Source organism: Mesorhizobium sp. 43Arga, assembly GCF_053714255.1.
This window is the reverse complement of record NZ_JBSKBO010000003.1, coordinates 294,135-315,041: the sequence shown is the minus strand read 5'-3', so window position 1 is coordinate 315,041 and position 20,907 is coordinate 294,135. Positions and strand designations below refer to the sequence as shown.

General features: G+C 62.4%; 25 protein-coding genes. 20 read left to right on the top strand and 5 right to left on the bottom strand.

What is annotated here, in order from left to right:
• The first annotated feature begins 186 nt into the window (after window positions 1-186).
• From ACWGS8_RS14200 to ACWGS8_RS14175, 6 genes are all read left to right on the top strand, one after another.
• Entirely contained in the window at window positions 187-321 is a 135-nt protein-coding gene (locus ACWGS8_RS14200; protein ID WP_257784390.1) for a hypothetical protein, read from the top strand.
• Between the two features lie 169 nt (window positions 322-490).
• Window positions 491-781, top strand: a complete 291-nt coding sequence (locus ACWGS8_RS14195) for a Dabb family protein (RefSeq protein ID WP_454581539.1) — start codon at window positions 491-493, stop codon at window positions 779-781.
• A gap of 82 nt (window positions 782-863) precedes the next feature.
• On the top strand, window positions 864-1,751 hold the full coding sequence (locus ACWGS8_RS14190) for a VOC family protein (RefSeq protein ID WP_454581538.1): 888 nt from the start codon (window positions 864-866) through the stop codon (window positions 1,749-1,751).
• Complete coding sequence (kdsA, locus tag ACWGS8_RS14185; protein WP_454581537.1) at window positions 1,748-2,593, top strand: 3-deoxy-8-phosphooctulonate synthase; 846 nt, start codon at window positions 1,748-1,750, stop codon at window positions 2,591-2,593. The genes ACWGS8_RS14190 and kdsA overlap by 4 nt, the downstream gene beginning before the upstream one ends.
• An 84-nt stretch (window positions 2,594-2,677) precedes the next feature.
• On the top strand, window positions 2,678-2,881 hold the full coding sequence (locus ACWGS8_RS14180) for a dodecin family protein (RefSeq protein ID WP_032930211.1): 204 nt from the start codon (window positions 2,678-2,680) through the stop codon (window positions 2,879-2,881).
• 83 nt (window positions 2,882-2,964) lie between these two features.
• Window positions 2,965-3,330 (top strand): PRC-barrel domain-containing protein, encoded by a 366-nt coding sequence (locus ACWGS8_RS14175; RefSeq protein ID WP_032933411.1) that lies wholly within the window; start codon window positions 2,965-2,967, stop codon window positions 3,328-3,330.
• 57 nt (window positions 3,331-3,387) lie between these two features.
• Here ACWGS8_RS14175 and ACWGS8_RS14170 read toward each other — a convergent pair whose 3' ends face one another.
• Window positions 3,388-3,513 (bottom strand): hypothetical protein, encoded by a 126-nt coding sequence (locus tag ACWGS8_RS14170; RefSeq protein ID WP_454581536.1) that lies wholly within the window; start codon window positions 3,511-3,513, stop codon window positions 3,388-3,390.
• A gap of 199 nt (window positions 3,514-3,712) precedes the next feature.
• On the opposite strand from ACWGS8_RS14170, the gene eno reads away from it, so the two are divergent.
• Window positions 3,713-4,987 (top strand): phosphopyruvate hydratase, encoded by a 1,275-nt coding sequence (gene eno / locus ACWGS8_RS14165; RefSeq protein WP_454581535.1) that lies wholly within the window; start codon window positions 3,713-3,715, stop codon window positions 4,985-4,987.
• 173 nt (window positions 4,988-5,160) lie between these two features.
• Here eno and ACWGS8_RS14160 read toward each other — a convergent pair whose 3' ends face one another.
• A complete protein-coding gene (locus tag ACWGS8_RS14160) occupies window positions 5,161-5,757 on the bottom strand; it encodes a gamma carbonic anhydrase family protein (RefSeq protein WP_454581534.1) in 597 nt (198 codons plus the stop codon).
• A complete protein-coding gene (locus tag ACWGS8_RS14155; RefSeq protein ID WP_454581533.1) occupies window positions 5,754-6,272 on the bottom strand; it encodes a MarR family winged helix-turn-helix transcriptional regulator in 519 nt (172 codons plus the stop codon). The genes ACWGS8_RS14160 and ACWGS8_RS14155 overlap by 4 nt, the downstream gene beginning before the upstream one ends.
• A 218-nt stretch (window positions 6,273-6,490) precedes the next feature.
• Between ACWGS8_RS14155 and ACWGS8_RS14150 the strand changes: the two genes are divergently transcribed.
• From ACWGS8_RS14150 to ACWGS8_RS14105, 10 genes are all read left to right on the top strand, one after another.
• On the top strand, window positions 6,491-6,814 hold the full coding sequence (locus ACWGS8_RS14150) for an FtsB family cell division protein (RefSeq protein ID WP_044550389.1): 324 nt from the start codon (window positions 6,491-6,493) through the stop codon (window positions 6,812-6,814).
• Between the two features lie 193 nt (window positions 6,815-7,007).
• Window positions 7,008-8,045, top strand: a complete 1,038-nt coding sequence (gene pdhA, locus ACWGS8_RS14145; RefSeq protein ID WP_454581532.1) for a pyruvate dehydrogenase (acetyl-transferring) E1 component subunit alpha — start codon at window positions 7,008-7,010, stop codon at window positions 8,043-8,045.
• A gap of 14 nt (window positions 8,046-8,059) precedes the next feature.
• Window positions 8,060-9,445, top strand: coding sequence for a pyruvate dehydrogenase complex E1 component subunit beta (locus ACWGS8_RS14140; RefSeq protein ID WP_454581531.1), 1,386 nt, complete (start codon window positions 8,060-8,062; stop codon window positions 9,443-9,445).
• Between the two features lie 18 nt (window positions 9,446-9,463).
• The gene (locus ACWGS8_RS14135; protein ID WP_454581530.1) at window positions 9,464-10,846 is read left to right on the top strand and encodes a pyruvate dehydrogenase complex dihydrolipoamide acetyltransferase; all 1,383 of its coding nucleotides are present in this window, start codon (window positions 9,464-9,466) and stop codon (window positions 10,844-10,846) included.
• Window positions 10,847-10,861: 15 nt separating this feature from the next.
• Window positions 10,862-11,278 carry a hypothetical protein gene (locus tag ACWGS8_RS14130; RefSeq protein ID WP_454581529.1) on the top strand — a complete coding sequence of 139 codons (417 nt, stop codon included), beginning with the start codon at window positions 10,862-10,864 and terminating at the stop codon, window positions 11,276-11,278.
• Complete coding sequence (locus ACWGS8_RS14125; RefSeq protein WP_454581528.1) at window positions 11,275-11,910, top strand: SGNH/GDSL hydrolase family protein; 636 nt, start codon at window positions 11,275-11,277, stop codon at window positions 11,908-11,910. Before ACWGS8_RS14130 ends, ACWGS8_RS14125 begins: the two co-directional genes overlap by 4 nt.
• A 16-nt stretch (window positions 11,911-11,926) precedes the next feature.
• Window positions 11,927-13,372: a dihydrolipoyl dehydrogenase gene (gene lpdA, locus ACWGS8_RS14120; RefSeq protein ID WP_454581527.1), complete on the top strand. Its 1,446-nt coding sequence runs from the start codon at window positions 11,927-11,929 to the stop codon at window positions 13,370-13,372.
• Between the two features lie 99 nt (window positions 13,373-13,471).
• Window positions 13,472-13,729 (top strand): GlsB/YeaQ/YmgE family stress response membrane protein, encoded by a 258-nt coding sequence (locus ACWGS8_RS14115; RefSeq protein ID WP_454581526.1) that lies wholly within the window; start codon window positions 13,472-13,474, stop codon window positions 13,727-13,729.
• 136 nt (window positions 13,730-13,865) lie between these two features.
• Entirely contained in the window at window positions 13,866-14,831 is a 966-nt protein-coding gene (gene lipA / locus ACWGS8_RS14110; RefSeq protein ID WP_454581525.1) for a lipoyl synthase, read from the top strand.
• Between the two features lie 10 nt (window positions 14,832-14,841).
• Window positions 14,842-15,297, top strand: coding sequence for a type II toxin-antitoxin system RatA family toxin (locus ACWGS8_RS14105; RefSeq protein ID WP_454581524.1), 456 nt, complete (start codon window positions 14,842-14,844; stop codon window positions 15,295-15,297).
• A 23-nt stretch (window positions 15,298-15,320) separates the two neighbouring features.
• Here the strand turns inward: ACWGS8_RS14105 and ACWGS8_RS14100 are convergent, their stop codons facing one another.
• Together ACWGS8_RS14100 and ACWGS8_RS14095 are read right to left on the bottom strand one after the other, a co-directional pair.
• Window positions 15,321-15,803, bottom strand: a complete 483-nt coding sequence (locus tag ACWGS8_RS14100) for a CinA family protein (protein WP_454581523.1) — start codon at window positions 15,801-15,803, stop codon at window positions 15,321-15,323.
• Window positions 15,800-17,023: a bifunctional 2-C-methyl-D-erythritol 4-phosphate cytidylyltransferase/2-C-methyl-D-erythritol 2,4-cyclodiphosphate synthase gene (locus ACWGS8_RS14095; protein WP_454581522.1), complete on the bottom strand. Its 1,224-nt coding sequence runs from the start codon at window positions 17,021-17,023 to the stop codon at window positions 15,800-15,802. Before ACWGS8_RS14095 ends, ACWGS8_RS14100 begins: the two co-directional genes overlap by 4 nt.
• A gap of 243 nt (window positions 17,024-17,266) precedes the next feature.
• Between ACWGS8_RS14095 and dusB the strand changes: the two genes are divergently transcribed.
• Genes dusB through ntrC form a run of 3 tightly spaced genes read left to right on the top strand, consistent with a single transcriptional unit; the run spans window position 17,267 to window position 20,891 of the window.
• On the top strand, window positions 17,267-18,295 hold the full coding sequence (gene dusB / locus ACWGS8_RS14090; RefSeq protein WP_454581521.1) for a tRNA dihydrouridine synthase DusB: 1,029 nt from the start codon (window positions 17,267-17,269) through the stop codon (window positions 18,293-18,295).
• Window positions 18,292-19,434, top strand: a complete 1,143-nt coding sequence (locus tag ACWGS8_RS14085) for a two-component system sensor histidine kinase NtrB (protein ID WP_454581520.1) — start codon at window positions 18,292-18,294, stop codon at window positions 19,432-19,434. Before dusB ends, ACWGS8_RS14085 begins: the two co-directional genes overlap by 4 nt.
• Window positions 19,431-20,891, top strand: a complete 1,461-nt coding sequence (ntrC, locus tag ACWGS8_RS14080) for a nitrogen regulation protein NR(I) (protein WP_454581519.1) — start codon at window positions 19,431-19,433, stop codon at window positions 20,889-20,891. The genes ACWGS8_RS14085 and ntrC overlap by 4 nt, the downstream gene beginning before the upstream one ends.
• Window positions 20,892-20,907: the final 16 nt, after the last annotated feature.

The following is a 20,907-nucleotide window of genomic DNA, read 5'->3' as shown; positions in this document are numbered from 1 at the left end:
TAGCTCCCAGTGCTTCCCAGTGAATGCCTGCCACAATCTTCCACGTGATTAGGGGGGACTTCAAGAGGCAGGCCACTGGCTGGGCTGTGCCACGTGGCGCCTGGCATTTGCGCCTTGCGTCAAGTTGCTGCGGTCCACAATCAAAACGTCTATGGCCGGCGCAGCGCATGTGCGATAGCGTTAGCCATGCGTTATGTAATCGTCATTGCGGCAATCGCGTTCTTCCTGATCTGGGACGGTCTCTACAATCAAGGCCGGTATCTCGACATCTCGGTCAGGGAGCTCAACCACGTCGTGCGTTACGTCACTGGCAAGGCCTGAATTCCCCTCCCAAGGAGCGCAACCTGGCGCGTGGCGCGACGTGCCCGTCGCCGCGTGATTGGGTCCCGACCCGTTTGGGCGCGTCGCAAGGACGCGTGGCGCCATGAACGGTTGACGCGAGGAAACCGCCGTCACAAAAGACCTCGGCATTCAGATCGAGGAGGCGGGATTGATCCGGCATATCGTTTTCTTCAGCGCGCGGCGCAAGGAGGATGTGGAGGCGGTGCGCACCGGACTGCTGGCGCTCGGCAACATTCCTCATTCCAGTCTCTTCGAGGTCACTTTGAACACCAAGGTCGACCCGCTCTCGGACGAAGTTGATGTCGTCGTCTACGCTGAGTTCGCGGATGACGCGGCGCTGGCCGCCTACAAGGCGCATCCGCTCTATGCGCAGACCACAGCCAAGGTCAAACCATTGCGCGAACTGCGCTATTCCGCCGATGTCGTGGCCGGCAACTGATCCCGGGCGCGGTTCCGGATCTCGACAAGTCCCGCGGGAAACGGCCTTGAACCGCGGTCCGGAATGATGCACACCGCGCCCGATGACCGACAGACCAACCACCGGCACGCATCCGCTTGACCATCTCGTTCTGCCGACCGGGAGCCTCGAGGTGGCGCGAGCCCGGCTCACTTCGCTGGGCTTCGTCGTCGCGCCGACCGGTATCCATCCCTTTGGAACGGAAAACTGCTGCGTTTTCCTCGCCGACGGCACCTATCTGGAGCCGCTCGCGATCGGCACTGAACAGGCAGCGATCGACGCGGCGGGCGCGGGCAACGTCTTCGTCGCGCGCGACCGCCTCTATCGCGAAAGCCGCGGCGATGAGGGGTTTTCGGCTGTGGTCCTGGGGACCGACAATGCCGATGCCGACCATGCACGCTTTGTCGACGCCGGCCTGTCGGCGGGAGACACGCTGAGCTTTTCGCGCGCTTTCACCGACACGTCGGGCAAAAGCGATACCGCGTCGTTCAAGCTCGCTTTTGCTGCGACCCGCGGAGCGTCCGACGCGTTCCTGTTCGCCTGCCAGCGGATCAATGCGCCAAAGGTGGACCGTGCGGCCTTGCAGGCTCATGCCAACGGCGCCAGCGGAATCCTCGAGGTGGTGGCGGTCAGCGATCAGCCTGCCCAACAGACCAGGCTGATCTCTTTGGCGGTGAACAATCCTGCCGACGCTGAGGACGGCGCGTTTCTCCTGCCGAATGCAACCTTGAGCGTGCTTGACCTCAAATCTTTTACCGCTCGCTTTGGCATTCCGGCGGGTTCATCCACGAAGCTCCGCTTCGCCGCGATCGTCTTTGCGGTCCGCAGCATCGACGCCGCGTCGAGCCTGCTTGCAGCCAATGCTATCCAGTACGATATAGCAGGCACCGATATTGTCGTGCGGCCGGCATCCGGACAGGGCGCGGCTTTCATCTTCCGGGAGATACAATGAACAAGCCCCAAGTGCCCAATTCGTCGGTAACGGTCGGCAATGTCGTGTTCGATAACAATGCGGCCTTGGCGCTGATCGCCGGCCCGTGCCAGTTCGAGTCGCGCCAGCATGCCTTCGACATGGCCGGCGCGCTGAAGGAACTGACGGCCAAGCTCGGCATCGGCCTTGTCTACAAGACCAGCTACGACAAGGCCAACCGCACCTCGCTGTCGGCAACCCGCGGCGCCGGCATGGACGCTGCTCTTCCGGTCTTCGACGAGTTGCGCAAGGAATTTTCGCTGCCTGTGCTGACCGATGTCCACACCGAGGAACAGTGCGCGATCGTTGCGCCGCATGTCGATGTGCTGCAGATACCGGCCTTCCTGTCGCGCCAGACCGACATGCTGGTCGCCGCCGCGAAAACGGGCAAGGTCATCAACGTCAAGAAGGGGCAGTTCCTCGCCCCTTGGGACATGAAGAACGTGGTCGCCAAGATCACCGGTTCAGGCAACGCCAACGTTCTCACCACCGAGCGCGGCGCGTCCTTCGGCTACAACACGCTGGTGTCCGACATGCGCGCGCTGCCTGTCATGGCCGAGATCGGCGCGCCGGTGATCTTCGACGCCACGCATTCGGTCCAGCAGCCGGGCGGGCAGGGCGGCTCGTCCGGTGGCGAGCGTCGCTTTGTCGAGACGCTGGCTCGTGCGGCCGTCGCCGTCGGTGTCGCCGGCGTCTTCATCGAGACCCACCAGGATCCCGACAATTCGACGTCTTCCGATGGGCCCAACATGCTGCCGCTGAAGGATATGCCGGCTCTCCTGGAAAGGCTGATGGCTTTCGACCGGATCGCGAAGGGCCGCTGACCGGCGCTTCCTGCCCCTGCTTGTGGTCAAGAGGGGCCAGTTGTACGCTTGGCCGGCAAATGAGCGTTTTGGCAGGAGGAAGCCATGTCCGTCGCCCGCGTCACCGAAATCACCTCATCGTCGAAGAAGAGCTTTCAGGACGCCATCGAGAAGGGAATCGCCCGCGCGTCGAAAACCCTGAAGAACGTCGAAGGTGCCTGGATCCAGGATCAGAAGGTCGTCGTCGAGGACGGCAAGATCGCTGCCTATCGCGTCAACATGAAGGTGACTTTCATCCTCGCGGAGTGATTGGACGCCGCCGAAAAAGTCGGGAACTTTCGCCCGTCCTCCTCATTGTCGAAGCAGAGTTCAACGACAAGGAGGAGCAGATCATGACAACCCAGACAGGCCACACCGAAGCCATTGCCGCTTCGCGCGTCATCGGCACGTCGGTCTACAATACCGAAGGCAGGAGCATCGGCAGCATCGAGGACATCATGCTCGACAAGACGTCGAACGGCATCATGTTCGCTGTGATCGGCTTTGGCGGCTTTCTCGGCATCGGCGAGAAGTACCACGCCATTCCCTGGGCCAGTCTCGACTACGACGAGAACAGGGGCGGTTATGTCGTGCCCTTCTCAAAGGAGCAGCTGAAAGCAGCACCCGCCTATTCGATCAACGAACTGGCCGGCGCGGATGGAGAGGCGGCGCGCGACGCATCCTATGAGTATTATAAGGTCACGCCTTACTGGCATTGATGCAGCCACGATCAAAAAGGGCCCCGTCTCGATGGGGCCCTTTTTATTTCAACAACGCTATTCGCTGAGGCGCAACGCTGGCAAGGGCTCGGAAGCCTTCGGTGGCGATTGCTTGCTGTCGCACGACGTCAGCAACGCCGCCGCGATCAGGAACAAACTGACAATACCGCTCAACTCGGACATGGCGAAACTCCTCCTGTTTCGCCCCACGCGACAACAGCCATAACCCGAAACGGATGTTCGGACGCATGACTTATGATGACAGAAATTTGCGCTTCGTGAATCGGGGCGGCGGCACTATTCGGCCATGGCCGGATTGCCTTTTGCGTCGCTTTGGCTAAGACGGGCGCGACCTTTCGTCAGATCAATCGGGGACATCGCAATGACCGCCATCATCGACATTGTCGGACGTGAAATCCTGGACAGCCGTGGAAACCCGACCGTCGAGGTCGATGTTGTACTCGAAGACGGTTCGATGGGCCGCGCCGCGGTGCCGTCGGGCGCCTCGACCGGCGCCCACGAAGCCGTCGAGCTTCGCGACGGCGGCGCCCGCTATCTCGGCAAGGGCGTCCTCAAGGCCGTGGAGGCGGTCAATGGCGAGCTGTTCGAGGCGATCGGCGGCATGGAAGCCGAAAACCAGATCCATATCGACCAGACCATGATCGAGCTTGATGGCACGCCCAACAAGAGCCGGCTCGGCGCCAATGCCATTCTCGGCGTTTCTCTGGCGGTGGCCAAGGCCGCGGCCGACGCTGCCGGCCTGCCGCTCTATCGCTATGTCGGCGGCACCAAGGCGCACATCCTGCCTGTGCCGATGATGAACATCATCAATGGCGGCGCCCACGCCGACAACCCGATCGACTTCCAGGAGTTCATGATCCTGCCGGTCGGCGCGCCGACTTTGCGCGAAGGCGTGCGCTGGGGCTCGGAAATCTTCCACACCCTGCGCAAGAAGCTGAAGGATGCCGGCCACAACACCAATGTCGGCGACGAGGGCGGCTTTGCGCCGAACCTGAAGAGCGCGCCTGTGGCGCTCGATTTCATCATGGAATCGATCGAAAAGGCAGGCTTCAAGCCGGGCGAGGAAATCGCGCTCGGCCTCGATTGCGCCGCGACCGAGTTCTTCAAGGACGGCAACTACGTCTACGAAGGCGAGAAGAAGACGCGCGATCCCAGGGCCCAGGCCAAGTACCTCGCCAAGCTCGCCGCCGACTATCCGATCATCTCGATCGAGGACGGCCTTGCCGAGGACGACTGGGAAGGCTGGAAATACCTGACCGACCTGATCGGCAAGAAGACGCAACTGGTCGGCGACGACCTCTTCGTCACCAACACGGCGCGCCTGCGCGACGGTATCCGCATGGGCGTTGCCAATTCGATCCTGGTCAAGGTCAACCAGATCGGCTCGCTGACGGAAACGCTCGATGCCGTCGAGACCGCGCACAAGGCCGGCTACACCGCGGTCATGTCGCACCGCTCGGGCGAGACCGAGGATTCGACCATCGCCGATCTCTCCGTTGCCACCAATTGCGGGCAGATCAAGACCGGTTCGCTGTCGCGCTCCGACCGCATGGCCAAATACAACCAGCTGATCCGCATCGAGGAAGAGCTTGGCAAGCAGGCGCTTTACGCCGGCAAGTCGGTGATCAAGGGCTGATCCGGAGCAAATTTCCGGGGAATGTGCAGGGCGGGTTATTCGCCCGCCGCCAACGTGCGTCACACGGCCTCATGTGACGCGCTGCGCATCCTCGGTCCTTGCCCTTGAGCAAGCTTGGAGCGACATCCACCGCCGAGCTTGAAATGGAACGCTTTCGCTGTGGCAGAAAGCGCTCAAGCGCTTTCCGTGCGATGCGCGCCTAGTGCCACCGAGAGGTTTGCAGTGATTTTCCGCATTATATCCGGCGAATCTCGCTCGACACCGTAGACGAAGCCTGGGAAATCGAGCGGTTTCTGGTGAGACCAGATCGCCTCATGCTGGTCCGGGGGCAGAATTTGGGCCGGATCGCCGACGGCAATCCAGCCGATCGGTACGACCGTACCAGGTTCGAGGCGGGTACGCAGGTGAACGATGCCATTGATGCGGACTTCCGATCCGCGGCCTACGTGCGCACCATGGAACACTGCCGCACCTGTGGCGATAAAAACCTCATCGCCGATTTCCGCACCAACCACGTGGCTGTTGGGGCCTACAAGGCAATGATTCCCCATGGTGCAAGGATGACTTGCCGTGGCCCGGATCACCGCATTTTCCAGCACGATACAGTCGCGGCCAATGCGGATCGAGCCGCCTGCCTCCGCCACAAGTCGGGCACCGTGCATGATCCGGCTGCCAGCGCCAATGACGACATCGCCACATACTGTGGCATCCGGGGCGACCCAAGCATCGGTGTCGATCGCAGGCGAATGCCCTGCATATGAAACGATCATCGCTCGTTCTCCTCTCTCTCGATCTCAGCCGCGCGGCAGCCGATCGGGCAAATCTCATGCCCGCAAAGATCATGCTCGCACAGGCGACACGTTGTTCTCGCGAAAGCGCGGGAAGTCGTCGCCCCGGCTAGAATCTCGTCCAGCATGGAAACAAAGTCCCGCCGCTTGTCCGGCTGCAGCGCAGACAGCAATCCGTCGAGCGCTGCGAGCCTAAGAGCTTGCATTTCCCTTACCTGGGCGTGGCCAGTCTCCGTCAGCGTCAGCGGAGTGACGCGCCCCTCCGGTTTGCCACGCACTATCAGCGCCTGCCGTTCCAGGCCGTCGATCAAACGCACGGCAGTCGGTTGACTGACACCGACGACCTCGGCGAGTTCCGTCGTCGTCAACCCCGGTTTGAAGTGCAGCATCGACAGCACCGCCGCCGCACTAGGTGAAAGCTCTCCCAACGAGGCTTCCATCCTGTCGCGAATCATGGCGCCGAGCGCGCCAAGTTTGTTAGCGTCCAATAATTGCATAGCATATGCATATGTTATTTCAGCAGAACGTCAACCACTTTCCCGCATGCAAGCCGCGCGACCGCAAAGGATTGAGAAGAAAAAACCGACAGCCGGATGCAACGTGCCGGATCAGGGCCATGTTCGCTCGCCAAATCCCATGGTCCGTAACCGTCCGTTAAGCACAATCGAGCGAAAAAGATGGAGCCGCATGAGTTCGCGGCCACGGGGAATCGGTCATGTGGACGCGTCAGCACAAGCAAAGAAATACCGGCCGGCTGATCATTCCTTCGCTTTGCGTGGTGTTCCTGGCCTATTTCGGCTTCCACGCCTATCACGGTGAATTCGGCATCAATTCGAAATATCAGCTGGAAGCCCAGACGGTTGCGCTGCAGGCTCAGCTCGATGCGATCAAGGCCCGTCGGATGGAACTCGAACGGCGCGTTCGGCTCATGCATGACGGCACGCTGGAGAAGGACATGCTTGACGAACAGGCGCGCAGGGCGCTCAATCTGTCCCAGGCCGATGAAATCACCATCATGCTGCCCGCCTCGTCGAAATAACTGAATTTCAGTTAATCGGCAATATTTTCAATGATTTTAATCGCTTAGGCGCATGCCAGCTATGCAAATTCGTCATGGCGTAACGCTGTGACGCGTGTTAGCCTTGCATAAATCGGTGGGGAGAGCTGATCTTCCCAGGGCGGATTTCATCCTGCCCTAATGTCCGCAAAGAGACGCCAACAGGGAGTGATGCATGGCCACCGCAGCCAGAAAAGCGCCTGCCAAATCGAAATCCGAAGGCAAATCAGGGCTTTCCGCGCCCAAGCCTGCTGAATTCACCAAGGACGAAGAGCTCGCCGCCTATCGGCATATGCTGCTCATCCGCCGCTTCGAGGAAAAGGCTGGCCAGCTCTACGGCATGGGCTTCATCGGCGGCTTCTGCCACCTCTACATCGGCCAGGAAGCTGTCGTCACCGGCATGAAGATGGCGCTGATCGATGGCGACCAGATGATCACGGCCTATCGCGACCACGGCCACATGCTGGCGATGGAGCTTTCGCCGCGCGGCGTCATGGCCGAGCTGACCGGGCGCAGTGGCGGCCTGTCCAGGGGCAAGGGCGGCTCCATGCATATGTTCTCCAAGGAGAAGCATTTTTACGGCGGCCACGGCATTGTCGGCGCGCAGGTGTCGCTCGGCACGGGCCTGGCCTTCGCCAATCGCTACCGCGACAACAACAACGTGTCGCTGACTTATTTCGGTGATGGCGCCGCCAACCAGGGCCAGGTCTATGAAAGCTTCAACATGGCCTCGCTGTGGAAGCTGCCGGTGATCTACATCATTGAGAACAACCGCTACGCCATGGGCACTTCGGTGTCGCGCTCGTCGGCCGAAACCAATTTTGCGCATCGCGGCGCCTCGTTCAAGATTCCGGGCATCCAGGTCGACGGCATGGATGTGCGGGCGGTCAAATCCGCCGGCGATCAGGCGACCGAATGGTGCCGCGCCGGCAACGGGCCGATCATTCTCGAAATGCAGACCTACCGCTATCGCGGTCACTCGATGTCTGACCCGGCGAAATACCGCTCGAAGGAAGAAGTGCAGAAGATGCGCTCCGAGCATGACCCGATCGAACAGGTCAAGGCGCGGTTGACCGAGAAGAAGTGGGCGACGGAGGACGAGCTCAAGACTATCGACAAGGAGGTTCGCGACATCGTCGCCGACGCCGCCGAATTTGCCCAGAACGATGCGGAGCCGGATCCGTCCGAGCTCTGGACCGATATCGTATTGTAAGGGAGGGCCAGGACATGCCGATCGAAATTCTCATGCCCGCTCTCTCGCCGACCATGGAAGAGGGCAATCTTTCCAAATGGTTGAAGAACGAGGGCGACAAGGTCGTCGCCGGCGACGTCATCGCCGAGATCGAAACCGACAAGGCGACGATGGAAGTCGAAGCCGTCGATGAAGGCACGCTGGCCAAGATCGTGGTTCCCGCCGGCACCGAAGGCGTCAAGGTCAACGCGGTGATCGCCGTGCTTGCGGTTGAAGGCGAAGACACCGACAAGGCCGGCGAAGGTATCGGCGAAGAGCCCGCAAAGGCTGAAACGGCCGCACCGGCACCAGTTGCGGCAAAGAGCGAGGCCGCCGCACCAGTCGCGGCGGCGCCGAAGACCGAGATCGCCGCCGATCCTGACATCCCTGCAGGTACCGAAATGATCTCGACCACGGTGCGCGAAGCACTGCGCGATGCCATGGCCGAAGAGATGCGCCGCGACAGCGATGTCTTCGTCATGGGCGAGGAGGTCGCCGAATACCAAGGCGCCTACAAGATCACCCAAGGGTTGCTGCAGGAATTCGGACCGCGCCGCGTCGTCGACACGCCGATCACCGAGCATGGTTTTGCCGGCGTCGGCGTCGGTGCGGCGATGGCCGGGCTGAAGCCGATCGTCGAGTTCATGACCTTCAATTTCGCCATGCAGGCGATCGACCAGATCATCAATTCGGCCGCCAAGACGCTTTACATGTCAGGCGGCCAGATGGGTGCGCCGATCGTGTTTCGCGGACCGAACGGGGCCGCTGCCCGCGTCGCCGCCCAGCACTCGCAGTGCTACGCCGCCTGGTACAGCCATATTCCTGGCCTGAAGGTGGTGATGCCGTATACGGCCGCTGACGCCAAGGGTCTGCTCAAGGCGGCGATCCGCGACCCGAACCCGGTCATCTTCCTCGAGAACGAAATCCTATACGGCCAATCCTTCGACGTGCCGAAGCTTGATGATTTCGTGCTGCCGATCGGCAAGGCGCGCATCCACAAGCAAGGCAAGGACGTCACCATCGTCTCCTTCGGCATCGGCATGACCTACGCGGTCAAGGCGGAAGCCGAACTGCGCGGGCTGGGCATCGACGCCGAAATCATCGATCTGCGCACCATCCGCCCGCTCGACCTCGACACCATCATCGCCTCGGTCAAGAAGACCAACCGGCTGGTCGTGGTCGAGGAAGGGTTCCCGCAGAGCTCGGTCGGCGACTACATAGCGAACCAGGTGTCGCAGCGCGCCTTCGATTTCCTCGACGCGCCGGTCATCACCATTGCCGGCAAGGATGTGCCGATGCCTTATGCGGCCAACCTCGAAAAGCTGGCTTTGCCGAATGTCGGCGAGGTCATCGAGGCGGTCAAAGCCGTCACATATCGCTGAACCGGCCGGGAGGACAAAATGCCAATCAACATCACCATGCCGGCGCTCTCGCCCACGATGGAAGAGGGCAATCTGTCGAAGTGGCTGGTCAAGGAAGGCGATAAGGTTTCGCCGGGCGATGTCATCGCCGAGATCGAGACCGACAAGGCAACGATGGAAGTCGAAGCCGTCGATGAGGGCACGGTCGCCAAGCTGGTCGTTCCCGCCGGCACCGAAGGCGTCAAGGTCAACGCCCTGATCGCCATTCTGGCCGGCGAAGGCGAGGATGCCGGCGCCGCGGCAAAGGGCGGTGGCGATGCAGCCGCGCCAAAGGCTGAGGCGCCGAAAGCGGAAGCCCCGAAGGCTGAAGCGCCTAAGGACGCACCGAAGCCGGCAGCCGCCGCTGCCGCGCCCGCACCAGCCAAGGCTGAATCCGCCCCGGTCGCCAATGGCCATGCGACTGGCGAGCGCACCTTTGCGTCGCCGCTCGCGCGCCGTATCGCCAAGGAGGCCGGCGTCGATGTATCGGCTGTGACCGGCACCGGCCCGCATGGCCGTGTGGTGAAGGCCGATGTCGATGCCGCGATCGGCGGCGGTGATGCCAAGGCAGCGCCCGCCGCCAAGGCGCCTGCCGGCGCGCCGGCTGCTGCTTCCGCGCCGGCTGTGAGGCCGATGTCGGACGACCAAGTGCTGAAGCTGTTCGAGCAAGGCTCCTACGAACTCGTCCCGCATGACAATATGCGCAAGACCATCGCGCGCCGGCTGGTCGAGGCCAAGTCCACCATCCCGCATTTTTATCTCACGCTCGACTGCGAGCTCGATGCGCTCCTGGCGCTGCGCACGCAGATCAATGCCGCCGCCCCGATGAAGAAGACCGAGAAGGGCGAGGCTCCGGCCTACAAGCTGTCGGTCAACGACATGGTCATCAAGGCGATGGCGCTGGCGCTGAAGGCGGTGCCGGATGCCAATGCCTCGTGGACCGACAGCGCCATGGTCAAGCACAAGCATGCCGATGTCGGCGTTGCCGTGTCGATCCCCGGCGGCCTGATCACGCCGATCATTCGGCATGCGGATGAAAAGACGCTGTCGACCATTTCCAACGAGATGAAGGATCTGGCCAGCCGTGCCCGCAGCCGCAAGCTGAAGCCGGAAGAATATCAGGGCGGCACGACGGCCGTTTCCAACCTCGGCATGTTCGGCATCAAGGACTTCGCCGCCGTCATCAATCCGCCGCACGCGACCATCCTGGCCGTCGGCGCCGGTGAGGAGCGGGCTGTGGTCAAGAATGGCGAGATCAAGATCGCCACCGTGATGTCGGTGACGCTGTCGACCGACCATCGCGCCGTCGATGGGGCCCTTGGCGCCGAATTGCTGGTCGCCTTCAAGCGGCTGATCGAGAACCCGATGGGCATGCTGGTCTAGGAAAGGAAAAGGCTCGTGCGGAGATTCTTCACCAGCCTTTTCGCCTTTTTCATTTCCGGTTTTACCGGCAGCCTGGTCGCGCTGGGACTGGCCATCGCAACCGACGCGCAGGAAGAGTACATTCTGGTGTTCATGGCGTCCGCGCTTGCCACCATTGTCGTGACGATCGTGTTCTTCGTTGCGCAGTTCTTTTCGAATGCACCCACGATCATCAACTGGCTGGCCCTTTGCGCCATTGTCCTGTTCGTGCTGGTCGGACTCGGACTGATCGGCTGGACGCTCTCGCAGCCGATCGACAAGCGTCAGTGGGGAAGTGACCTTCCAATCGTCGCCGGCCTGGTCTTGCCAAACCTGGCCACGGTGCTGGTTCACTGGCTGTTCGTACGCTGGCGGGTGGGACGCGGTTTGATCAATGTACAGGTGAACGCATGAAGACGGTGCTTTGCTACGGCGACTCGCTGACCTGGGGGTACAACGCCGAGGGCGGCCGCCATGCGCTGGAAGACCGCTGGCCTACTGTCCTGCAGACCGGGCTTGGCAAAGGCGTCCAGGTTATCGCCGACGGCCTCAATGGTCGCACCACGGCCTTTGACGACCATTTGGCAGGTGCCGATCGCAACGGTGCGCGGCTGTTGCCGACGGCGCTGACGACGCATGCACCGATCGACCTGATCGTCATCATGCTCGGCGCCAACGACATGAAACCGTGGATCCACGGCAATCCGGTCGCGGCCAAGCAAGGCATCCAGCGGTTGATCGACATCGTGAGTGGCCATGACTATCCATTCGACTGGCCGGCACCACAGGTACTCATTGTGTCGCCGCCCGTTGTAAGCCGCACCGAAAATGCCGACTTCAGGGAAATGTTTGCCGGCGGCGAAGAGGCATCGAAGCAGCTCGCCCCGCAATATGCCGCACTCGCCGACGAAGTCGGCTGCGGCTTCTTCGATGCCGGCACGGTGGCGCAGACCACACCGCTCGACGGCGTCCATCTCGATGCCGAAAATACGCGAAACATCGGCAAGGCGCTGACATCGGTCGTGCGCGTCATGCTGGAATTGTGATTGAAGGAGAAAATCCGTGGCTGAGAACTACGACGTCATCATCATCGGCTCAGGCCCCGGCGGCTATGTCACGGCGGTGCGTTCCGCCCAGCTCGGCTTCAAGACCGCGATCGTCGAGCGCGAGCATCTCGGCGGCATCTGTCTCAACTGGGGCTGCATCCCCACCAAGGCGCTGCTGCGCTCGGCCGAGATCATGCACTATTCCGACCATCTGAAGGACTATGGCCTGAAGCTCGACGGCAAGGTCAGCGCCGACACGTCGGCCGTGGTCGACCGCTCGCGCAAGGTCTCGCTGCGGCTCAATGGCGGCGTCGCCTTCCTGATGAAGAAGAACAAGGTCGACGTCATCTGGGGCGAGGCCAAGCTGTCGAAGCCCGGTGAGATCGTCGTCTCCAAGACGGCCAAGAAGCCGATGGAGCCGCAGCCGCCCGTGCCGAAGGGCGTGAAGGGCGAGGGTACCTACACCGCCAAGCACATCATCCTGGCGACCGGTGCGCGGCCGCGTGCACTGCCCGGCATCGAGCCGGACGGCAAGCTCATCTGGACCTATTTCGAGGCCATGGTGCCGAAGGAAATGCCGAAGTCGCTGCTGGTGATGGGCTCGGGCGCCATCGGCATCGAATTTGCCTCCTTCTATCGCACCATGGGCGCCGAGGTGACGGTGGTCGAGCTGCTGCCGGCGGTGATGCCGGTCGAGGATGCCGAAGTCTCGAAATTCGCGCAAAAGCAGTTCGAGAAGCAAGGCATGAAGATCATTCTCGAAGCCAAGGTAACCAAGGTCGAGAAGGGTGCCAACTCGGTCACCGCGCATGTCGAGATGAAGGACGGCAAGGTCGAGAAGATCACCGCCGACCGCATGATCTCGGCCGTCGGTGTCCAGGGCAACATCGAGAATCTCGGACTTGAAGCGCTCGGCGTGAAGACCGACCGCGGCTGCGTCGTCGTTGACGGTTACGGCAAGACCAATGTGCCGGGCATCTATGCCATCGGCGATGTCGCCGGCCCGCCCATGCTTGCCCACAAGGCCGAGCATGAGGGCGTCGTGTGCGTCGAGAAGATCGCCAATTTCCCCGGCGTGCATGCCATCGACAAGCTCAAGATCCCGGGCTGCACCTACTGCAATCCGCAGGTCGCCTCCGTCGGCCTGACGGAAGCCAAGGCCAAAGCCGAGGGCAAGGATATCCGCGTCGGCCGCTTCCAGTTCGCCGCCAACGGCAAGGCGATCGCGCTTGGCGAGGACCAGGGCTTCATCAAGACCATCTTCGACAAGAAGACCGGCCAGTTGCTCGGCGCCCATATGGTCGGCGCCGAGGTGACCGAACTGATCCAGGGCTTTGTCGTGGCGATGAACCTCGAGACGACCGAGGAAGAGCTGATGCACACCATCTTCCCGCATCCGACGCTGTCGGAGATGATGAAGGAAAGCGTGCTCGACGCCTATGGTCGCGCACTGAACGCATGATAGATTCGCCGCAAGAGACTCAGCCGCGAAAGCCCTGGGAGCTCGACGGCAAGGCAGTTCGTTTCCGCATGCATTTTTACGCGCGCAAGGAGAAGGCATATGCACTTGAACGGCGTGGGCTGGATCGCAGCCATCATCATCGGCGGCCTGGCAGGCTGGCTCGCCGAAATGGTCATGAAGAGCAACACCGGCATTTTCATGAACATTATCATGGGCATCGTTGGCGCGATCGTGTTGAACGCCATACTGCAAGCTCTCAACATCGGCGTGTTCGGCGTCGGCTGGACCGCCTATCTGATTACCGGCTTCATCGGTGCCTGCCTGCTGATCTGGGTCGGTCGCCTGGTGCGCCGCTAGCCGATATTGGTCCCGGCTATGCGAAAACGGTTGTAGCGGCATGCGCCGCTGCAGCCTTTTTCTTTGTGCTGAAAAGTCCTAGATGACGATAGGTGACGATCGCCGACGGGCGGTCGCGAGAAAAGCCAGGGTTCAGATGGTTACTGTCCTCGACACGATCGCCAACGCGCCGCGGTTGCGGCATCCCGAGAAGGCGCACAAGCCCGACCAGGAGGTGTTGCGCAAGCCGGACTGGATCCGCGTCAAGGCGCCGGTCTCGAGGGGCTATGCCGAGACGCGCGAGATCGTGAAGTCGCACAAGCTGGTGACGGTCTGCGAAGAGGCTGGTTGCCCCAACATCGGCGAGTGCTGGGAAAAGAAGCACGCCACCTTCATGATCATGGGCGAGATATGCACGCGCGCCTGCGCCTTCTGCAACGTCGCCACCGGCATTCCGACGGCACTCGATCCCGACGAGCCGGCGCGCGTCGCGCATGCCGTCAAGCAGATGGGACTCAGCCACGTCGTCATCACCTCGGTCGACCGCGACGATCTCGCCGATGGCGGTGCGCAGCACTTCGCCGATGTCATCCGGGCGATCCGCGCGGCAACGCCTTCGACCACGATCGAAATCCTTACGCCCGATTTCCTGCGCAAGGACGGCGCGCTGGAGATCGTCGTGGCGGCCAAGCCCGACGTCTTCAACCACAATCTCGAAACCGTGCCGTCGAACTATCTGACGGTGCGGCCAGGCGCGCGCTATTTCCACTCGATCCGGCTGTTGCAGCGCGTCAAGGAACTCGATCCGTCGATCTTCACCAAGTCCGGCATCATGGTCGGCCTGGGCGAGGAGCGGAATGAAATCCTGCAGCTGATGGACGATCTGCGCTCGGCCAATGTCGACTTCATGACCATCGGCCAATATCTTCAGCCGTCGAAAAAGCACCATCCGGTGATCCGCTTCGTCACGCCCGAAGAGTTCAAGTCCTTCGAGACGATCGGCCGGACCAAGGGTTTCCTGCTCGTGGCGTCGAGCCCGCTGACACGTTCATCGCACCATGCCGGCGACGATTTCGCCCGGCTGCGCGCGGCGCGGGAAGCGCAGCTCCAGAAATCGGTCTAGCGCTGGTTGCATGCCGAAATTCGAAGCCACCCGCCGCGTTGCCCATTCGCCGCAGCAGATGTTTGCATTGGTTGCCGATGTCGAGGCCTATCCGCAATTCCTGCCGCTCTGCGAAGCGCTGACGGTGCGCTCGCGCAAGGAGCGTGACGGACGCACCGTCCTCACGGCCGACATGAGCATCGGTTACAAGGCGATCCGCGAGACCTTCACGACGCAGGTGCTTTTGAAGCCCGACGAGAGCGCCATCGACGTGAAATATATCGATGGCCCGTTCAAATATCTGAGCAATGTCTGGCGTTTCGAGCCCGATGGCGGCGGCTGTGCCGTCCGCTTCTTCATCGACTATGAGTTCAAGAGCCGTATCCTGGGCGCACTTATGGGCACCATGTTCGACCGCGCCTTCCGCATGTTCGCCGAGGCTTTCGAAAAGCGCGCCGACGTCATCTATGGGGTTGCGCCGGCATGACGCTCTCGTGGTGAATCCACGCCTTATCCAAGCGCGCGCAGCCCGAGTTGCAGCGCGTGTCTCACCGTCTCGTGGCGGATGAATTCGCGGCCCTTGTGGCCAAACAGCTGGCGCTCGGCGACAATCGGCTGGCCGGCCAGGGCAAGGCCGAACCAGACGAGGCCGACCGGCTTGTCAGCCGAACCTCCGCTTGGGCCGGCAATGCCGGTAACGGCAAGAGAAAGGCTCGCACGCGAATGCGCCAGCGCGCCAGCCGCCATTTCCAGGACCGTTTCGCGCGAAACGGCTCCGTGCGCGTCGAGCGTGGCGGCGGAAACACCAAGCATGTCCATCTTGGCTTCGTTGGAATAGGTGATGAAGCCGCGGTCGACCACCGCCGAGGACCCTGCAATGTCGGTAAGCGCGGCGATGATCAGGCCGCCGGTGCAGCTTTCGGCCGTCGCCAGCATGATGCCACGTTGCTGGCAGGCCAGCAGTAGGGAGTTTGCGAGTTCGGCGTTGCTCATGCCGGCACCTCGCCGGGGAACACCACGCTGGCGGTGGCGATCGCCGCAATGCCTTCCTCGCGGCCGACAAAGCCGAGTTTTTCATTGGTTGTCGCCTTGATCGAGATGCGGTCGGCGGAAATGCCCAGCATTTGCGACAGGGCCGCCGTCATCGCTTCGCGATGTGGGCCGACGCGCGGCGCCTCGCAGATCAGCGTGATGTCGGCGTTGGCGATGCGTCCGCCGCGCTCACGCACCACTTTCGCCGCGTGTTCGACGAAGATCCGCGACGCCGCACCTTTCCACTGCGGATCGGACGGCGGAAAATGGGTGCCGATGTCGCCGGCGCCGCAGGTCGCCAGTAGCGCGTCGGTCAGAGCGTGCAGGCCGACATCGGCATCGGAATGGCCGGACAGTTTCTTGTCATGCGGAATGGCGACGCCGCACAGGGTGACGTGATCGCCGGGTTCGAAGGCGTGGACGTCGTAGCCATTGCCGGTGCGGATGTCGGGGAAGTGTGTGCGTTCGCTGGAAAGCCGCTGGTGCGCCATGGCGATGTCCCGTGCCCAGGTGAGTTTGACATTGTCCGGCGAACCCGGAACGAGCTTGACCGGAATATGCGCCCATTCGGCGATGGCCGCGTCATCGGTGAAGTCCAGTCTGCCCAGTCGAAAGGCCTTGTCGTGTGCGGCAAGGATCGGCCCGTAGGGAAAGCCTTGCGGTGTTTGCGCCGCGTGCAGCCCGCCGCGGGAAACGGTTTCCGCGACCACGCCGGCGGCCGACTCGCGCTTCAGCGTGTCGGCCACGGGCAGGGCGGGCAACGCCCCCTCGTTCTCGCCGATGGCGGCGATGGTGCGGTCGATCAACTCCGCATCGACGAACGGGCGAACGGCGTCGTGAATCAGAACCTGGCCCGGCGCATGGTCCTTCAGCGCCAGCAGCCCGAGCCGGACGGATTCCTGCCGGGTCGGTCCGCCAATGATGGCGGTGACGCGGTCAGCTTGGCTGCCTGCCGCTTGCCGGAACAATTCGTGGTCGTCGGCGTGGATGGCGACGACGATCCGGCCGGTTCGCGGATGGGCCAGAAACATCTCCAGCGTGTGCGCAATGACGGCGCGGCCGCCAATGTTCTGGTATTGCTTGGGTCCGTTGGCCTGCCCGGCACGAGCGCCGCGGCCGGCGGCGACGATCACCACCGCAACCCCATTTGTCGCGCTCGCGTTTTCACTTGCCTCAGTCATGGCGATTGGCTTAGCGCACGATCCTCAAAAGTGTAATTGGTTTTCCGAAAAGATCGTGCGCCAAATATGAATTCCAAAGCATCCCTTGCGCGTCTTGAAAGACGCGCGGCGTCCTGATTGAGGCAAATGCCTAAGGTCGGGAATTTTCCCAATTGCGCCTCAATGTGACGTCATTCCGCGTTGCACATTGTGGCCGATATGGCTAGAGAATGTGCAACGAATGGACATGCTTGGTTTTTGTGCATGGTTAACTCAACCAGATTGGCCGCGCCTTTGAACGTCGGTGGCGTGGAAATCCGCAACCGCGTCTTCCTCGCGCCGATGTCGGGCATCACCGACGAGCCGTTCCGGCGGCGCGCTTATGCGCATGGCGCGGGCCTGGTCGTGTCCGAGATGGTGGCGAGCGGCGAACTCGCCAAGGGTCGGGCTGGCTTCGACCTGCGCATACGGCATTCCGGACTGCCCGTCCATATGGTGCAGCTAGCTGGCCGCGAAGCGATCCACATGGCCGAAGGCGCGCGGATCGCCGCGGGCGAGGGCGCCGACATCATCGACATCAACATGGGCTGCCCGGCCAAGAAGGTCACTGGCGGTTACGCCGGCTCGGCATTGATGCTGGATCTAGACCATGCGCTGTCGCTGATCGAGGCCGTGGTCGGCGCGGTCACGGTGCCGGTGACGGTCAAGATGCGGCTCGGCTGGGACGAGGGCGCGCTCAATGCGCCTATCCTTGCGCGCCGTGCCGAGCAGGCGGGCGTCAAGATGGTGACGGTGCATGGCCGCACGCGCTGCCAGTTCTACCAGGGCAAGGCCGACTGGCGCGCCATCGCTCGCGTCAAGGAAGCCGTGTCCATTCCGGTCGTTGCCAATGGCGATGTCTGTTCCCCGGTCGAGGCAGCCGCTATTCTCGACCAATCGGGCGCTGATGCGGTGATGGTCGGTCGCGCGCATTACGGTGCGCCCTGGATCGCCGGTGGCATCGCAGCCGCGGCGGCAGGCGAAGCGGCGGCCAACGTGCCGCAGACGCCCGCGACTCTGGCAGACTATGTCATTGGTCACTACGAGGACATGCTGGCGCTTTACGGCGTCGAGAGCGGTTTGCGCCAGGCACGCAAACATCTGGGCTGGTATCTCGATCGCCATGCCGTTGGCGTCGTCGACGACGACCGAAAGGCGATCCTGACGGCATTCGATCCGGCCCGCGTCATTGCCTTGCTGCGCAATGTGTTTTCACGCGATCCGCAACCCTTGAGCCTGCGGAGCGCCGCATGAACGCCGCCGCTGGTCAGGGAACTGAAATGGTGGACGCCGCCCAGATCGTCCTCAACACCATCCGCCGCCCGGTGATCATGATCAGCGATGAAGGCTTCATCACCTTCGCCAATGCCGATGCCGAGGACTTCTTTCGCTCGAGCGCGACCATGCTGGCGCGCAACACCCTGTCCAAGCTCGTCCCCTTCGGCAGTCCGCTGCTGACCCTGGTCGATCAGGTGCGCGAGCGCCGGGCTCCGGTCAACGAGTATCGGGTCGATGTGTCGTCGCCACGCCTCGGCATCGAAAAGGTCGTCGATCTCTATGTCGCGCCGGTACCGGAATTCCCAGGCTCCGTCGTGGTCATGTTCCAGGAACGGTCGATGGCCGACAAGATCGACCGGCAGATGACGCATCGCGGTGCCGCGCGCTCGGTGACCGGCCTGGCGGCGATGCTCGCTCATGAGATCAAGAACCCGCTCTCCGGCATTCGCGGCGCAGCCCAACTGCTCGAACTGTCGGCCTCCGACGAGGACCGCGCGCTGACCCGGCTGATCACCGACGAGACCGACCGCATCGTCTCGCTTGTCGATCGCATGGAGGTGTTTTCCGACGAGCGGCCGATCGATCGCTATCCCGTCAACATCCATGTCGTACTCGACCATGTGAAGGCGATCGCAAAGAACGGTTTTGCCAAGAAAATCAGGATATTGGAGGACTATGATCCATCATTGCCTCCAGTATTCGCCAATCGCGACCAACTGATCCAGGTGTTCCTGAATCTGGTCAAGAACGCCGCCGAGGCGATCGGCAGCGACCCGCAAGGCGAGATCCTGCTGTCGACCGCTTTCCGTCCGGGCATTCGCGTTTCGGTTCCCGGAACGCAGGACCGGGTGTCGCTGCCGCTGGAATTCTGCGTGCGCGACAATGGTTCCGGTGTCTCGGAGGATATCCTGCCGATCCTGTTCGACCCCTTCATCACCACCAAGCCGAATGGCTCCGGGCTGGGGCTGGCGCTCGTCGCCAAGATCGTCGGCGAGCATGGCGGCATCATCGAATGCGAATCGACCCCGCGCGGAACCACCTTCCGCATCCTGATGCCGGCCTGGAAGGAAACGCCGTTCGGCGCTGAAGAAGACGGTGAAGGAGACCGCAAATGACCGCTCGCGGCAATATTCTCGTCGCCGATGACGATGCGGCGATCCGCACCGTGCTCAACCAGGCTCTCTCGCGCGTCGGCCACGAGGTGCGCGTCACCTCCAACGCCTCGACCTTGTGGCGCTGGGTGGCCGCGGGCGAGGGCGACCTTGTCATCACCGACGTCGTCATGCCGGATGAAAACGCCTTCGACATGCTGCCGCGCATCAAGAAGGCGCGGCCGGAGCTGCCCGTCATCGTCATGAGCGCCCAGAATACGTTCATGACGGCGATTCGTGCATCCGAGACCGGCGCCTATGAATATCTGCCGAAACCATTCGACCTGACCGAGCTGCTCAACATCGTCAACCGCGCGCTGTCGGAGCCCCGCCGGCCGAAGATCGATGCGCGCCCCGATGAGCAGCCCGAAACGATGCCTCTGGTCGGCCGCTCGGCGGCCATGCAGGACATCTACCGCATGCTGGCGCGCATGATGCAAACCGACCTGACGGTGATGATCTCGGGCGAATCCGGCACCGGCAAGGAGCTGGTGGCGCGCGCGCTGCACGAATATGGCCGTCGCCGCGGCGGGCCGTTCGTCGCCATCAACATGGCGGCGATCCCGCGTGACCTGATCGAATCGGAGCTGTTCGGCCACGAGAAGGGTGCCTTCACCGGCGCCCAGAACCGCTCCACCGGCCGTTTCGAGCAGGCCGAGGGCGGCACGCTGTTCCTCGACGAGATCGGCGACATGCCGATGGAGGCACAGACGCGCCTGCTGCGTGTCCTGCAGCAGGGCGAATACACGACGGTCGGCGGCCGCACGCCGATCAAGACCGATGTGCGCATCGTCGCCGCCACCAACAAGGATCTGCGCACGCTGATCAACCAGGGACTGTTCCGTGAGGATCTGTTCTATCGCCTTAATGTCGTGCCGCTGAGGCTGCCGGCATTGCGCGAGCGTTCCGAGGACGTGCCCGATCTCGTGCGTCATTTCTTCAAGCTCGGCGAGATGGAAGGTCTGCAGACCAAGCGCATCTCGTCCGGCGGCATAGAGCTGATGAAGCGCTACCCATGGCCCGGCAACGTGCGCGAACTGGAAAACCTGGTTCGCCGGCTGGCCGCGCTCTATTCACAGGACGAGATCTCCGCCGAGGTCATCGAGGCGGAGCTGAAGACCGGCGAGCGCCCCGTGGTGCCCGGCGGCGGCAACCTCATTCCCGACGATCTGTCCATCGGCCAGGCGGTGGAGCATTTCCTGCAGCGCTATTTCGCCTCGTTTGCCGGTGAATTGCCGCCGGCCGGGCTCTACCAGCGCATCCTGTCCGAAGTCGAATATCCGCTGGTCCTCGCCTCGATGACGGCAACCCGTGGCAACCAGATCAAGGCCGCGGAACTGCTGGGGCTGAACCGCAACACGCTGCGCAAGAAGATTCGCGAACTGGGCGTCAACGTCTATAAATCGTCGCGGCCCGGCTGACCGCTGATCTGACGCA